9 protein-coding genes are annotated in these 16,862 nt (G+C 43.8%); all 9 read right to left on the bottom strand.

Annotation, left to right across the window (positions count from 1 at the left end; all coding sequences use genetic code 11):
- Window positions 1–28: 28 nt before the first annotated feature.
- Entirely contained in the window at window positions 29–1,645 is a 1,617-nt protein-coding gene (locus GVT53_RS14605; RefSeq protein WP_166249237.1) for a RagB/SusD family nutrient uptake outer membrane protein, read from the bottom strand.
- Window positions 1,646–1,655: 10 nt separating this feature from the next.
- A complete protein-coding gene (locus GVT53_RS14600; RefSeq protein WP_166249236.1) occupies window positions 1,656–4,649 on the bottom strand; it encodes a SusC/RagA family TonB-linked outer membrane protein in 2,994 nt (997 codons plus the stop codon).
- A 274-nt stretch (window positions 4,650–4,923) separates the two neighbouring features.
- The gene (locus GVT53_RS14595) at window positions 4,924–7,569 is read right to left on the bottom strand and encodes a helix-turn-helix and ligand-binding sensor domain-containing protein (protein WP_240905032.1); all 2,646 of its coding nucleotides are present in this window, start codon (window positions 7,567–7,569) and stop codon (window positions 4,924–4,926) included.
- 287 nt (window positions 7,570–7,856) lie between these two features.
- Window positions 7,857–8,693, bottom strand: a complete 837-nt coding sequence (locus GVT53_RS14590) for an HAEPLYID family protein (protein ID WP_166250504.1) — start codon at window positions 8,691–8,693, stop codon at window positions 7,857–7,859.
- Between the two features lie 101 nt (window positions 8,694–8,794).
- Window positions 8,795–9,130, bottom strand: a complete 336-nt coding sequence (locus tag GVT53_RS14585) for a hypothetical protein (protein WP_240905030.1) — start codon at window positions 9,128–9,130, stop codon at window positions 8,795–8,797.
- A gap of 47 nt (window positions 9,131–9,177) precedes the next feature.
- Window positions 9,178–10,386 carry an MFS transporter gene (locus tag GVT53_RS14580; RefSeq protein WP_166249233.1) on the bottom strand — a complete coding sequence of 403 codons (1,209 nt, stop codon included), beginning with the start codon at window positions 10,384–10,386 and terminating at the stop codon, window positions 9,178–9,180.
- A gap of 341 nt (window positions 10,387–10,727) precedes the next feature.
- Window positions 10,728–11,528 (bottom strand): hypothetical protein, encoded by an 801-nt coding sequence (locus GVT53_RS14575; RefSeq protein ID WP_166249232.1) that lies wholly within the window; start codon window positions 11,526–11,528, stop codon window positions 10,728–10,730.
- A 22-nt stretch (window positions 11,529–11,550) separates the two neighbouring features.
- A complete protein-coding gene (locus GVT53_RS14570) occupies window positions 11,551–13,266 on the bottom strand; it encodes a SusD/RagB family nutrient-binding outer membrane lipoprotein (RefSeq protein ID WP_166249231.1) in 1,716 nt (571 codons plus the stop codon).
- Between the two features lie 27 nt (window positions 13,267–13,293).
- Window positions 13,294–16,536 (bottom strand): SusC/RagA family TonB-linked outer membrane protein, encoded by a 3,243-nt coding sequence (locus tag GVT53_RS14565; RefSeq protein WP_166249230.1) that lies wholly within the window; start codon window positions 16,534–16,536, stop codon window positions 13,294–13,296.
- Window positions 16,537–16,862 lie beyond the last annotated feature (326 nt).

Below are 16,862 nucleotides of genomic sequence, written 5' to 3'. Positions count from 1 at the left end.
TTATAAGTTAATTCTAGTTTGTGCAGGTTTAGTTATACCCATCGTTTTGTGGGTAGTTAGGTCCCAAAAGGTCCATTTGTTGTTGTGGTATGGGCCAATTCTGCATGTATTCCCTAAGAATATCTTTTGGATTTCCTTCGGGATAGGATTCGTTCATGTTGTCGTTGTTCATATGGTCCAAAAGATAATCGTACAACAATCCGGTACGTTTCAGGGTAAACCAACGTTGCCCTTCGAAGGCAAGTTCACGTGCCCGTTCTTCCAAAATGGTTTCCAGGTCAATGCTGTTAACTGGAGCGGTATTCGCTCTGGTTCGCACGGCATTAAGGTATTCCAATGCCTTGGCGGAATTGTTCAGCATCATATGGGCCTCGGCGCCGATTAAATAGGTCTCTGCCAAACGATAGATCATAATGTTCTTAAAATGATTTCTATCGGTAGGCTCTACGGTCTCATCGAGGAACTTGATGATCCCAGGGTTTTGCCTTCTGTAGTAGAGCATAAACTCGTTCTGATCGTCCTCGCTGTTCTCGTAGAGGTCCAATGGGTCGCCCAATTCACTTCCGGCAGGTACTGCGGTCTCATCGTTGTAGAGATATTCGAAAATATAGTAGGTGCCATTTTTTCTGGTATCGTTGGGATCTTCATTGAGCAGGTCGATGGTGTATTGGTTCAAGGAAATAAATCCAGCTCCGGCGCCACCATTTTCCACGGACTGAATCAAACCTGGGGCATCCGCATAGGACGATACCATGTTCCAGTTCATGATGTGGGGATTTCCACCTCCGATAGTTTGTCTTTCAAAATTGATGGCAAATAGGGTCTCGGAATGATCAAGTTCTCCGGCAAAAACTTCCGCCGTGGTCTCGGTCAAACTATGACTGCCACTTGTGATGATGGCATCAGTCTGAGCGGCTGCTTCGGTCCAATCGTTCTCCCACATGGCCACTTTGGCTCTCAGGTGTCTTGCCGCGCCTTGGGCCCAACGTCCAAATTGAGGGGTGGCGTAGTCCAAGTTTGCGATGGCGAAGTCCAAATCGGAACGTAGAAGTGAAAAGATTTCTTCTTCGGAGGATTTGTCCTGGGGTACATCAAACGCATTTTGGGGCGTAGTGGGCTCGGTGGTAATAAAAATGTTGTTGAAAAGTCGGTACAAAGTGAAGTAGGCATGTGCTCGCATACATTTGGCCTCGGCAAGAATCTGGTTTTTTCTACCTTCTTCAATATCTTCCAAATTTTCGGCGCCTTGGATCACGGCATTGGCCCTGTCTACTATTTTATAGTAGTTGACCCAGTAGGCATTGATGCCCGAGGTGGTACCGAAATCACCTAAGCTGGCTCCCCACAACAAACGGCTGTACAGGGAAACCTCTCCGGTGATGCCTACGCCCAAATCACTTTTTGCCTGTGGGATAAGTGGATAGGTTCCGTTCAAACTTAAATCTTGGTATAGGTTCCTGTTGAGCGTGTACAGGCCTACAACGGCATTTTCCAATCCCTCTGGTGTGGAGTAAAGAAACTCAACTGAATCTTCAGATAAAAGTTTATCTTCTAAAAAATCTTTTTCGCAAGAGGTTAGTGTGGTAATGGCAATTAATACTACCAGTACTTTTTGTGATATTAAATGTTGAAATATATTTTTCATGACAATTTTTTTAGAATCCTAATTTTACACCCACGGTTATGTTTCTGGTCTCTGGGAAAGCCGATCTATTCGGGTCGTCTGCATCCAATGGTGTTTGTTCCGGGCTGTACGATTTAAAATCGGTAAAGGTGAACAGGTTGGTTCCCGTTAGGTATATCTTGGCACTCTGCAATCCAAGCTTGGAGAAAGTATCCCTAGGAATGTTGTAGCCCAATGTAAGGGTGCGTAATCTCACATAGGATGCATCCCTTACGGCAAAAGGGAACAGGTGCAAGTGCGTGTCGGGTTTTGGCCTTGGATATTCTGTCGATGGATATTCTGGGGTGTAATATTTGGTCCTGATACCGTTTATGGCCCCTTTCCAAAGCTCTCCGTTGGCAAGGACGGGATTTAACCTTGTTGCGTTTTGTACTATGTAGATATCGGCAAACAGGTCAAAGTTTTTGTAAGTGATGGTATTGGTGATGGAACCGTACCAATCGGGATCGGTATTTGTGAACACGTTATCGCGATTGTCTATCTGTCCATTGCCGTCCTGATCCACCACGCGAACATCACCTGGCTGGGCCAATGGGTTTCCGGAACCGGCAATGTCATCGCCTTCTTGGTAAATGCCATCATATTTTGGCAACCAGATATTGTTGATGGACTGTCCTACCGATAAACGTCTTCCTGAATTGGCATCGGTTATATCGATGGGATTACCTTGATCATCAAGCTCTCCTGTTAAGGAGATTACCTCATTTCTGTTTCTGGAGAAAACAAGGCCCAAAGACCAACTAAAATCTTCTTTTCGGATAATATTAGAGGTCAAGGACGCTTCAATACCTTGGTTCTGTATTTCACCAGTATTAAATCTAATGATATCGTAACCTGTAGACCCGGCTATCACTCTGTCCAATAAAAGGTCTTTCGTGTTGGCTTTGTAATATTCAAAAGTTCCTTGGAAAAGGTTGTTGAACAACCTAAAATCCACACCGGCGTTCAATGTGGTCGTGGTCTCCCATTTTAGTTCAGGATTGGGCAATCTTGCGGAAGCAGTACCACCTGCTACTGTCTCAGATTCGCCTGTATCTGTTACAAATATATAAGGTAAATTATCGGAAACACCCAAAGATTCTAAAGGGTTGATTCCTTGGTTGCCTGTAGTACCGTAGCTTACCCTAAGCTTCATTTCGTTGATGGCATCCATATCTTGCATAAAGGGTTCCATGTGCATTTTCCATGCTAGGGATGCTGCAGGGAAGAAGCCCCATTTGTTGTTTTTGGCAAATACCGAGGCACCATCCGCACGTGCGGTTGCTTCTAAAAGGTATTTGTCCATATAACCATATCTCACCCTTCCCAAGAAAGAAAGGAGCCTACGTTGGGAAACATCCCTAACGCTGTTCAAAAGTTCGGTGGCGTTGCCATTGAAACCAAGGGCATCGTTGTTGAATCCGGATTTATCCAGTTGTGTATATTCGTTACGGCGTTCATCGAATGCCTGTACGGCTGTCAAATCAAGACTGTGCTTATCGTTGATTTGAGGGGTGTAGTTTAGGATGTTTTCCACAAGCACTTGTTTGAACAAGGTGTTGGACAATATTCCCAATCCATTATAGCCTTCATCACCTGCGGAGTGCAATGATGTGCGATATATACCTCTGTTGGTGTTCCTGTTCCTTAAGAAGGTTTTTAGCGTGTAACTTAGGTTGGGTGCTATATCGTAGATAAGGCTCAAGTTGACATCCGTAAGGTTGATTTTGGTCTCATCTACAGATTCTCTCTGGTCCCACAAGGGGTTTACAGATGTGTTCGATGGCCCCAGATAAAACTTCTGTAGCTCACCATCCGCAGTATAGGGCTGCGCAAGTGGTGTTATTGTGGTAAAGTTTATTCCTCCTGTTTCGCGGTCCTGTTTTGCGTTCTGATAATTGATGATTCCAAGGAACGTTAATTTATCAGATATTTTTTGTTCTAAGTTTAGTTTGAATGTGCCTCTGTCAAAACCTGAATTTGGAATAATACCTTCTTGTGAAAAATAGTTGACGCTGGAAAAAATCTTGGTTTTTTCGCTACCAGCGGAAAAGCTTAGCGCGTGGCTCTGAATCACTGCATCCCTGAGTACCAAATCTTCCCAATCCACGAAGTTCTGGTTCTCAATGGCCTCTAGTTCAAAAGGTGTAAAGATGTTCTCATCGCTCAAATAATCGCCAGTGAACCTGTTCCTGTTGGCCTCCCTTCTTAGGTCTATAAATTGGGAACCGGTATATTGATTGAAATTTTTGGTCAGTGTTTGTACGGTGGTATAACCATGGTAGTCAATAGTAGCTTTGCCTGCTTTACCTCTTTTGGTCGTTACCAAGATTACACCATTGGATGCTCTGGACCCATAAATGGCGGTTGAGGATGCATCTTTAAGAATCTCGATATTGGCAATATCGTCTGGTGCCACATCATTAAGGTCGTCAAAAGGGAGACCGTCCACAATAATTAATGGAGAGTTTCCTCCATCAACGGATACGTTACCCCTGATTATAATGTTGGAGCTTCCCCCGGGTCGTGCATCACCAAGATTTACCTGTACACCAGCGGCTCTACCCCGCAGCATTTCGGAAACGTTCGTGGTGGGCACGTTGGTTGCTTCATCCACCTCCACACTGGTCACGGAGCCGATAACGTTACTTTTCTTTTGGGTACCATAACCTACAACAATTACTTCTTCCAAGGATTGTGTATCCTCGCTCAGTGTAATGTTGATTTCAGTTTGTGCGCCAACCGGCACTTCTTGCGATACAAACCCAATGTAGCTGAACACTAGGGTGTCATCATTGGAAACATCGTCAATGGTGAATTCACCATCGAAATCGGTAACGACCCCATTGGTCGTTCCCTTTACAAGTACGTTTACACCCGGCATGGGTCCCATGTTGTCGGATACCGTACCTGTTACGGTTTTAGTTTGTGAATAACCATAGACGGTGCACAAAAGCACTATCCATGTTAAGATTCCATATCTCATTTTTGAGTAAATTTAGTTTGACGTAAATGTAGATCGCTTAACGTCTTCTTAACAAAGGAGCTACCTCTATAAAAAACCTACATCGTCAATTTTACAGGGAAAAAATTGATGTTTTGCTATTTAAACCCCTTGAAATATGAGGATTTGGAAAAAATAAGCCCATCATTATGCTGCCTAGCAAATCGCTGAATTTGAGGTGATTTGTGAAAATGTAGAGTTATTGTAGGGGTAATTTTAAGATTTGTAGAGGAATGGTGTGTAAAAGTAGAGCTGTTTAAAAGTTCAAAATATAATCTGTGAGGTTGTCCTGATGGGGCAGGTCGAATTTTTTACGGAGCCTGTAGCGCTTCATTTCCACACTTTTTACGGAAATGTTGAGCAATGGTGCAATTTCCTTGGAGGAAAGGTTTAATCTTAAATAGGCGCACAATCTCAAATCGTTATTGGTTAGACTATCGTGTTTACTCTTGATCCGCTTTAAAAAGTCCTTGTCCGCATTGTTGAACGCGTCTTCAAAAAACTTCCAATCATCTTCGCTGTTTATGTTCTGGTCTATTTCCCTGATTACGGATTTAATGTTCCTATCCTTGTTGGGTACTTCCTTAAGTTGAGATTTTAGGGATGAGAGAAACTTATTTTTTTTGACCAAGCTCATAGTGGAAATGGCGAGTTCACGGTTCTTATTGTCAATCTCATTTTGAAGTTTCTCCGTCTGTATTTGGGCAATACGTTCTTTTTTTTCCAGTTCCCTTCGTTCCAGTTCTTTACGGTTCCGTTTGATCAGTGATTCCTGCTTTTTTCGATAGTAATTATTATAAAGTCTGTGCACCAGAACAAACACCAAAGCGATGGCAACTATGTATACCAAAAGCGCAAGGTTGGATAGGTACCATGGGCGCAATATGGTAAAACTGTAAGAAACGGTATTTTCACTCAGGTTGCTCCCCACCATTGCCCTAACGGTAAAGGTATAATCTCCGAAGGAGAGGTTTTTGAAGGTAACGTCCGTGTTTTGGGACCATTCGCTCCAGCCTTTGTACAGGTTCTCCATTTTATACTGGTACCGGACTTCGGTATATTTATCAAACTCCGGTACACTGTACTCGATTCTAATATTGTTGTTGATATATTCAAATGATCCTTTTTTGTCCTTTGGAGCTTTAAGATCCAGCTCTTGGTAATCGCCGTAATAAACGGAATTTATCTGTACCTCTTGTTTGGAAGGTTCTACTTTGGTAAGGTCCAGAGAGACAAATCCGTTGGAACTCCCTATCAAATATTTGAAATCGGATATTTTTGAGATGTTCTCAAACCCCGAAACCCCAAAATTGGCACGAATGTCCCTGGGAATGGAAATATGGGAAGAGCTCAGTTTGTTGCTAAGGGTACTTTGGGTAACATATTGGAGTCCGTATTTTGTGAAAAACCAAAGCCGTTGTTCAGAGTTCTCTGGAATAATGATGCTGACCTGTGCATCAGTCTCGTTAAAAATCATTTGGGTCATGGTGCTGTCCAGCCTAATGTTATTTTTTTCGTCAATGTTGTAGATACCGGCATTCGTTTTATAATAAAGTTCATCCTGAAAACTAAAAATGTTCGAACTGTGACCGATACGTTCTACATTGGTTACTTGTTTTACCTCTCTAAAGTTTGGATTCAACTCGATAAAGTATAATCCCTTTTTTTCATGGTCCACGACCACTTGGAGGGAGTCCGTTTCAAAAAAACGACTGGAAATGGTAAAACCATCGATGGCATTCCGGAATTTCCAAGAACCCTCTACTTTTTCAAGAATGCTCAAACCATTATAATTTCCCTGTAACAAAAGGTTGTCATTGGCATCTATTGGTTTTACGCCCCAAGTCCCGGGATAATCCGAAATAAGTTCGGCCCTGTTTTCCTCAATAATAAAGGTGCCATTGTTGTGTCCGCAGAAGATAGTGGAATCCAAAAGTTGAAGGTTCCAAACCTGTCCCTCAGTACCGTTTATTAATTTAAAATTGTCCTGTGAAGCGGTCTTACGGTAAAACAAGCCTTGATTGGTGCCCAAATATAAGTGTCCTTCATGGTTCAATGCGGCATATACCAGACCAAGGTTGCCCAATTTGTCCACGTACTCGTTAAAAGGGGAGTAGAGGTTTACCGTAGCCACCCCGTTGTCAAGTCCAAGCCATAAGTTGTTCTCGGCATCTTCAAAAAGGGATAGAACCGTATTGTTGTTCAGCCCTTTTTCTTGGTCTATGTTTTGTATGATGGTCTCGCCATCCGGGGAGAGGTGATAGAAACCATTGGAAATGCTGCCCACGACAAAAGAACTATCATTAAGTCGGATGCTGCTATAGAGCTTAATGTTCAAATCATCCAATGCGGTTTCCCAGGGCGTAACGGTCTCTAAATCGTATCGGTAAAAGCGGGAACTTTCGGTAAGGATCAACAGGTCATTTCCAACACCGTACAGCCCAACAATAGGTTCTTTGGTAAATACAGGGTCGTTGCTTACCAATTCTGGTTCCCCATTTTGGATGGTGAACAAGCCTTCTCTGGCAATTTGAAAGTAAACATTGTTGTTTACAATGCCCATGTTCGCCTTGTCCGATTTCGCTTCTATGATCTTAAAACTATCCTCGACTTTATCATAGATGTAGATTCTGTCCAGTGATTGGAACAGGACCCACTGGTCCAGGGTGACGATTTCCCAAAACTCTTCATCTTCCGTAATAGAAGTTTCCATTTTCTGGGATAAGGAAGTGTAGGCCAGTTCCCCATCAGGATTTTTGGTCCAAAAACCAAATTCACGATAAGACCCCGTGTAAATTTTATCCCCAACGGCCTTTACCGATCGTATTATGGGTGAGGTGGGGAGCTTATATTGATGCCACTTGCTCCCATCAAACTCCAAAAGGCTGGTGTGATTGGCCACATATATGTTTTTTGAAGGAGATTGTGTGATGGCCCAATTTTGGAATTCACCATTATATTCCTTGGGGGTATAATTTTTAATAGGAGGCAGTTCCTGACCAAATAGCGTTGAGGAAAATAGAAATAAGCAAAAAGCGATAAGGAGTCTCAAACGGAACTGATTTAATTAAGCATCAAAACATTTAAATATAAAGGTAAGTACTATAATTAAAACTCACTTTTTATCTCTCCATATAAAACAAGGGGCTTGCCATAAAAAGCCCCTTGTTTTTAGTGAAAAACACAAAACTACTTATGTTTGGGCTCCCAAATAAGTCGCAAAAACGAACTAAAACGCTCATTCTCCCTACTTATGGGAATACCGGCAACAATACCTATCATTAAATTGTCGGCGATTCCCAATCGCATTTGGGGGCGCATGGTCATATCAAAATCGCTATGTTGCCAAGTTTTGTTGAACTCCACCCCAATAAAGTTGCGAGTACCGGGAATCATATAGTGAAAACTGGTGTTTACATCGTACGATGTGTGTACTTCGCCGCTTTCAAATTCGTGTCCGATCATAGGGCCCGTGTATATCAAGGAGTGGAAATTGTTGCCCCAGCGTTTGGCAACTACCAAGAATGGGTTGTACGCATTTCCAGAAATCAATGGCTTGCCAAAATTTCTAAAATCCGATAGTTCGAACTCATTGATATACCCAATTGCCATGGAGGTGGCCATTCGCTCATTCACAAAGAACGACCATTGGGTCGCTATTTTAATACTGTTCAATCGGTTGGAAGGTGTTGCGGCCCCACCATTGTTCGCCAAGGTTGAATAAAAAGTGAAGGGTAGCTCTACCTCAAGCCCTAATCTATCCATTGGGGCCCATTCGTACTCGATAAGGGCTTCGTAAGAATCAAAAGTGAGCTCGTCGGTAAGGCCCAATCCAAGATTCCATTCCTTTTCGCCCTTTCTAGCACCAAGGTCACGGATCAGGTCAATATATAAGGGTTCCGCATGCAGTACTTTGGAAGGCTCCTTTTTTTCTTCAATTTGAACAATGTACAGGCTGTCTTTTTGTGTGTTGCTAATTTGGGCAAAAGATATTGTGGATGATACCAATAGAAATATCGGCATCATTTTATTTATGATGTTTTTCATGTATTTTGATTTGTTTTATTTGAATGTTGAATTGCCCGAACCTTATGGTTAAAAAGGACGGGTTTAGCAAGGAAATCAAATCATACTTCGGGAGGGGGCGTATCCTTTTGCGGATACATGTGAGGGAAATAAAGATTCTTATCCGGAAACTTTTTCTTTTTGCTCATCAACAGATGGTTCCGGGAATAGTAATGGTCGGATTGATGTACGGTAAGCTTTATTTTAAGACTGGAACCGCTGTTATGGTCTTCTTTATCGGGATCGTCATATTCCTTAAAAACATCTCCATAACCTAGCACCTTTTCCACCAAAATCTCAATAATGCTTTCTTGCTCGTTGATGGATAGATTTTCGGGAATATAATCAGGGTACCGGTCAGGTGAGTCCACACTGATGTTCAATAAGTAAACACTCATCAAACCCCAAAATATCTTTGGGAAAGTACTATTTCGTAAAATACGGATCACGTTGTAAAACTATTACTCTTTTTTCTTTTTGAGAGTTTTTCCAAGTAAAGAATTGTAATGCCTATTGCCCCTCCTATACAGGCCAATATGGCACCTACAACGCTTGCATAATTAAATCCAAGTCCAAAAACCATGGGCAGGCCACCAAAATAGGCACCCGAGGCATTTCCCATGTTAAAGGCACTTTGGTTCATGGATGAGCCTAATTTTTCGGCCCCTTTTGCTGCTTTTATGATGGCTATTTGAATCGGGGCAGAAATGGTGAATGTGATTACCCCAACGAGGAAGCTCAGAACGTATATGGCGATGTCATTGCTGGCGAAAATGAAGTTGAAAATAAGGATGACGGTCATGCTCAGCATACTGATGACCACGGATTTTACGGGATTGAAAGTTTCCACCATTCTCGCCCCTAAAAAATTTCCAAAAAACATTCCGAAGCCTGCCACGATCATAACGTATCCAACGTTTGCTTCGGGAAGTTGGGTCACGTTGATCACCAAGGGGGCAATATAGCTGTACCAAGCAAAAAAGCCACCCGTTCCCACTGTGGTCAAGGCGATAAGGGCCCATAATTTTTTGTTCTTCAATCCTGGTGATGGACTATTGGAGTCCGAGTTGTCGGCCTCATCCAGCCCCTCTTTTGGCATCCAAAAATAAAGGCTGCAAAAAGTGGCGATACCGGCAACACCTACCAACATAAAAGAATAGCTCCAATGTAGTTCCTGCCCAATATAGGTGCCCAAGGGCACTCCTATAATATTGGCAACCGTCAAACCGGAAAACATTACGGCCATGGCCTGAGCAGCTTTGCCCGGTTTGGCCAAATAACCGGAAACCACAGCACCAATGCCAAAAAATGCTCCGTGGGGCATTCCAGAAAGAAAACGAAACAACATCATTACCCAATAATTACCGGAAAATGCGGACAACGTGTTGAATATGGTAAACCAGACCATTAAAAAAAGCAGGGTTTTTTTTGGGTTGAGATTGTTTGTGATACGGGCCATTACGGGCGCCCCTATAACTACTCCAAGGGCATAGATGGCAATAAAATGTCCCGCTTTTGGAATGGAAATATCAAGAGAACCGGCAATATTGGGAAGAATTCCCATGATTACAAATTCCGTTAAACCGATACCAAAACCGCCTATGGCGAGAGATAAAAGTGCTTTTTTATTGGTTGATCGTGAAGTCTTGTCCAAGCTTATTTTATTAAGGGGACAAAGGTAACTGGAATGACTTAATTCCTAAGCAAGGATATTGGCTTAATTATATAATGGATTATCCTGAAAAATAAACAGCCTTGAAGTTTGGACTAATTCAAATACATTCAAAAAATGAAACAAATACTTTTGAAAGGATATTTTGGGTTCAAGGCTGTTTTTGTGTGTTAATTAATCTGTTGCCAAATTAGGGCAATACCGGTATTTTCTCGGAAACCCTCAACCACAAGTACCCTTCCCGATGCATAAGCACCTATTTTACGAAAAAAAGACCCGCTCCAAATGAAGCGAGTCCCTTTCTTGAACAAATATGTAAAAAATCAATTGATACACGGAGATGGGTTGGGGCCAAAAGGGCCCAAAACCTCACCGTCGGGTGTTTCAACGGTGTACACGTGTTCTTCTTCAAAAGCACCACTGGTATATGAAACTACCAAACTAGTGGTTCCCTCGGGCACATTGATATTAAAGGTAGCTGCTTCTCCAGCTGTAAATGTGTAGTCTGTGGCGACCCCATCAATCTCAAAGGTTACAAAGGCACCGTCCCAACCGTCACCAAAGAGGTCCTGCATTTCTATGACCCAAGTTCCGGGCACCGTCGTCCCTGAAATGGGAGAACACTTTACAAGGACAATAAAGTTGAACGCCTGTAATTGCTCTGGTTGCCCTGTGAGGGTCGCACTATAATTGGCGACAGTGGTCACTGTACCGTCAGTTCCTGTGGATTTTCCCAAAAACCGGATAAAGTCCCCTCCAGAGATATCATCCACGGTGATACCCAATGCACTGGCAATATCGGTGTACGGTATGGAAAGATCGCTTGGAAATTCCGTTACCGTTGCCAATGGCACGGTGTCGGATGCTATTCCGCCAGATTCCAAAGTTACGCTCAACTCCCACGAGGCAACATTGTCGCTGGGGTCGTCTACTGTTCCAGTAAAAGTGGAACTGGCCAGATCACCTTTGGCAATAATGGTTTCGTCCAACTTTATCCTTACATAGGGCGCGGCCGAATCTTCCAGTTCAAACACGTTGAGTGGATTTTTGTCCTCGTCTTCACAGGCCGCTATTCCCAAAATCAATAGTGAAAGACCAAGTATATATTTTAAGTTACTTTTCATAAGTATTGTTTTTAGAATTAAATCAATCAACGAATCCATCAGGGTTGGTGTCCCAGAACACCGGAGTGCTCGGTGCACTTTTCTGTGTAATGTTCGTGTTGCTGTCCGCAGCGGTCTGCGAATACCACATAGATCTTAGGAAAGGCCCCGGGTCGTTGGTGGTAAAGGCAGGTGTCAAGTTATCCGGCTGACCTGTTCTTCTATATGTGTTGTAGGCTTCTATCCCATTGCACCACAAAGCAATAAAGTATTGTTCCACGATGATACGAAGTTTGTCGGTGTCGTTTCCGGCATCATAGGCTGCCAATATTTCTGCAACGTGATTGTCGACGGCTGTCGAGGTCGGAACAAATCCTGAACCATCCGCCAAAGAAGCTCCAAAGTCCATAACGGTGCCAATGGATTGCCTAATACCTGTTTCCAGATAATCTCTTGCACTTCCGGTAGTGTTCAATGTCAATGATGCTTCTGCCAACATAAAATAGGTATAGGAGGACATCAAAATGGGGGATATTCCCGCACCTACGAGCCCCTCGTTCACTGCTCCGGAACCGGATACATTTCTAAAAGAGTTGTCATCGAACGGTCCGCCAACTGGGTATGTTCCGTGCAGCGTTCTAAAGGCATCATCTGGTGGAATACCGTCATCATCCAAATGGTTTCTTCCCCAATATCCGCTTAAGCCGTTGGTTGCCGGAACCAAACAATAGGGCTGTGATGGGTCCCACCATGCAGGAAGTGATATTTCGGTAACACATTCTTTGGTGACCACATCCGCACCAGAAAAGTCTTCTTGTTGTCTGTAGAAATAGTAACGGATACGTGGGTCTGGTTCGCCATATTGATTGGCCATTAAATCCATGTAATAGTTGCAGGTATAAAAATCTGAACTTGGACCTGCGCCGTCGTAATTGGCATCAAAATAAGGATGTCTACTATCTGGTGAAGCATTGTTGGTGCCCCATTGAAAGAAAAAGTCGTCGGCGGGATCCAAGATCAGTTGGTTGCCGGCGATCAATTCATTGATACGTGAAGTGGAGACGGAGGCCCCAAACCCTTCGGCAGATGCCAAACGGGTCTGAAGATATAGCTTCAAGCGCATGGTATTGGCCACTTTTCTCCATTGACCTTCGTTGGCGTTGTAGAATAGATCATCCGATGGGAGGGAGGTTTCATCTTTGTTCAGATTGGCAATGGCATCTACGAGCAATTGGTCTGCCGCTTGATAAATGGAAGCACCTGAATCCACAGTTGGATTTAAGATTCCTTCGCCGCCCATTGCGGCTTCCGAATAGGGTACATCACCAAAGAAATCCACCATGGACATCATAATGTATGCTTCCAATATCTGGCCAATGGCGATGTGCGTGAATTGACCTGCTTCTTCGGCCAATGGGTTCATGGTTCTAATGTCTATCAACGCCCTGGCATAAACATTGTCCCAAACCCTATCAAAATCTGATGGATCATAGCTTTCGCGATAGGTAGGCCCAAAACCATGCTGTATTCTTACAGGTTCCATTCCAAACTGGCTCAGGCCATTTTCGGCACGGCCTTCCTCCCCGGAATGGATCTGGGCCGTCATTAATTGTATCTGATTCAAAAAGAAATCAACGCTCGCCTGCGACGGATTTAATGCGTTGGGGCTCTCCACCACATCCAAAGTAGTGCTCTCGCAGCCCAACGTAACTGTCATCGCAGCGATTATGAGACTTAGTATATTTGATATTTTTTTCATAATATTTCTGATTCTTGTTAGCTGCTATTAAAATGATGCCCTTACGGTAAGACCATATCTTCTGGTGGATGGCCCGGTGAAGAAATCAATCCCTTGACCATTGCCAACACCTGTACTGGAGGAGTTGGTGTCGTATCGGACGTTATCGGGGAAGTTCACGGCCTTGTACCATAAGTTGGAACCGGACAGTGTTAACGATAGGCTTCCGAACGGTGTTTTTTCCAGCATCTTTTTTGGAATGGAATATCCCAAAGAAGCTTCTTGCAACCTGATGGTGGTGCCATCAAACACATTTACTTCGTTTATGCCACCGCTGAAAAAGGTATTGAATCCAAATTCTGTTGCGGTAATGGCCACATTGTTCGGGCTTCCATCTGCAAAAACGCCTGGAAGTATGTAGTTGGATTCCCTATCAATTGGATTGTCAGGGTCAACAACACCACGGCCAATCAAACCTGCCGTCGTTACCGAATACACATCTCCACCATGGCGATATTGTAAGTTGGCGGAAAGTGTAAAGTTCTTAAAGCTGATGGTGGGAATCATTGCAGTGGTCCAGTCTGGGTTTGGATCACCGATTTCAGTGATGTTGTTGTCCACCAGATACCTGCCATTTGGGCCTACCACTTTGTTGCCGTTGTCATCTCGTTGGATGGTGCTGCCGAGCAATACCCCAAATGGTCTGCCTTCAACGGCGTAATTGGCAGCTTCACCCGCAACAGCGAAGGTCAACAAAATGTTGTTGGTTCCCTCTGCCAAATCGGTCACCGTGGTTTCACTGGCGGTAAAGTTCCCTGCAAGGTTAAAACCGATGCCTGCTTCGCTTTCCCTTAGTATGGTAAGGTCGTAATCGGCCTCTAACCCCTTGGTCTCTACTTCTCCGATATTCACAAAGGTGGAACGGAAACCTGTGGAACTGTCCAATGTACGGTTGGTGATCAGGTCCGTAGTGGATTTTTGATACAAGCTTACATTAAGGTTCAGCCTATTAAAAAGTCGCGTATCCAAACCAACCTCTAATTCCTGTACTCTTTCTGGGGACAGATCGCGGTTGCCCAACACATCGGAAACTGTGTTTCCGGAAACTACATTGCCGTTGAGGTCCACAAATGTTCTAGAACCCAAAGTAAGTACGTCCCTTGTGTTGAACGGAGTCGGGAAACCTGCGGATGAGCCATAGCCCACCCTAAGTTTTGCATAGTTCAGGACATTTCCCTGCAATGCAGGAAATGCTGTTGTTGGGATGAATGATAAACTGGCTCCCGGGTAAAACAAAGAGTTGTTCTCTCTTTCCAATGTGGACGACCAGTCGTTTCTTCCTACCACGTTGAAATACAACAAATCTTTATAGGATATAGTTGCATCTAAATATATACCTACGAGGTTTTCCTCAAAGTTTTGATTTAAATCGGTCGCAGAAAAGGAGTTTATGGAGGATGGAGTCGTAAAGTTAAAGTGCTCAAGTACTCCAAAAACCAATTGTCCTTGGCTTTCTATACCGTCCTGTGCATAGGTGTCCCTACGGCTATTGGCGCCCAACGTAGCGGTTAGGTTCAAATTGTCGGAAAGACTTTTCTCGGCACTAAGAATCAAATCGTGGTTCCAAATCGAGTTTCGAACGGAGGTAGTTCTCAGGATTCCCAGGGTTGGGCCGTCCACACCACCTTTGTTCTGCCCATATGAGTTCAATTCGGTATACGTATCCAGACCTACCCGGTAAGTCAGGTTCATCCAATCGTTCAAGGCATAGCTCATAGAAACGTTTCCTGTAAATCGGTCGGTTTCTTGACTGGTCTTTGAGTTGGCAACGGTCCAGTATGGGTTTTGAATATCGTTACCTGATCTATAGTACAAGCTTCGGCCATCCGCTGCTTGGAAGGGAAGGTTTGTCAAATCAACGTTTCTTGGCGTGTAGAGTACGTCACCAAATATAGCGGAACCGTTAAAAGCTGCACCGCTACCTGTACTCACGGCGTTTGGAGGTGATTTGTAGCCTGTGCGGGCAAAATTGAAGACCCCGGACACGGTAAAGTTGTTGGATAATACAGCGTTTCCACCGAGACTGAAGTTGTTACGTAGCAATTTGTTGCCCGGGGTGACCCCGATATCTTCCGTACGTCCATAATTCGCGTTGAAGTTGACTTTTTCTGAACCACCACGAACATTTACGGAAGTGCTGTACACATATCCCGTTCTGAAGAATTCTTCTACCCCATTATAAGGCTGGTAGGGATATTCCACATCCAATAAATCTTCATAACCGGTAATTAACGTAGGGTCTGCGATATAGTTGAACGGATGCCGGGTAAGGGCCACTCCGTTTGGACCAGTTCTTATGTATTGGGCCGCCGTGGCTATGCCATCATCATCCGTTCGGTCAAAACGAGGACCCCAGTTACTAAAAAAGAACCCGAATCCTTGGTGGAAACCACTTCCATAATTATCCTGGAATTTTGGAAGCACGGCATTGGACATAAATACGGACTGTGTAACGGAAACTTCTGTTTTGGAAGGGGCATCACCGGAGGCGGAACCTTTCGTGGTAATCAAGATTACCCCATTTCTACCTCGGTTACCGTACAGTACGGTTGCGCTCAACCCTTTCAGTACGCTTACGCTTTCAATATTGTTGGGGTCAAGGTCCAAGAATCGGCTGGATTCTGTATTTCCGTCCAAAAAGTTGGTCTGCGTGTTGGTTCCTGAATCAAACGGAATCCCATCAACAATAAATAAAGGTTGATTGGACTGTGTTGCCGAAGAATACCCCCTGATGATTATATTGGTTCCCGAACCGGACATGCCGTTGTTGGAGGTAATGTTCACCCCTGCGACCTTGCCGTTCAGTACCCTGGCCACATCCGCTTCCGGTCTGGATTCCACCTTATCGGATTCCACCGTTGTTACGGAGTAACCCAAGGAGCGTTTTTCACGGACAATACCCTGCGCGGTAACCACTACTTCTTCCAGTTGCGATGCGTCTTCCTGCATTTGCACATCCAAAGTGCTTGCTGCACCAACACTTCTCTCCAATGTTCTCTGGCCCAAATAGGAAAATACAAGCACATCTCCTTCTGTGGCCCCGATGACATAATTGCCATCAAAATCGGACTGAGTACCCTTAACGGTGCCTTTCACAACAATGTTTACCCCTGGCAAGGGAACCCCGTCTTGGTCGGTGACCGTACCGGTAACCGTTTTTTCTTGAGCGTGGACAAATGCAATCGATAGGCAAATGGCCAACAGCGCCCCAAACAGTTTCTTTACTTTCATACGAATAAAGTTTTGTTAGTAATTTGAAATGAGTTAGTGCAACTGAGAAAGGCGGACGGCGCTAGGAAATTGATAGCTAATTCAAATAATACTTCTGGGAAGTGAACAAAACTCAATGGATTTTGTCTTTTAGAAGTAGAGCCTCTCACCGCCCTACCTTTACAATTGCATAACAAATCAACTTATTAGCGTGATGGAAGAAGTACTTTTTAAACGGCAAGTACCCCAAAAAAAGGGAAGCCCTTGGGGAAGTACCGTTTTTAACAATTAATGATGTGTTTTATAACAATTTGATAATGAGCCATTAAAAAACCTCTTGGAAGTCC

The sequence above is a fragment of the Flagellimonas oceani genome (assembly GCF_011068285.1).
Taxonomy (GTDB): domain Bacteria; phylum Bacteroidota; class Bacteroidia; order Flavobacteriales; family Flavobacteriaceae; genus Flagellimonas; species Flagellimonas oceani.
Note: the sequence above shows the minus strand (reverse complement) of the source record. Positions and strands in the feature narration are given on the sequence as shown.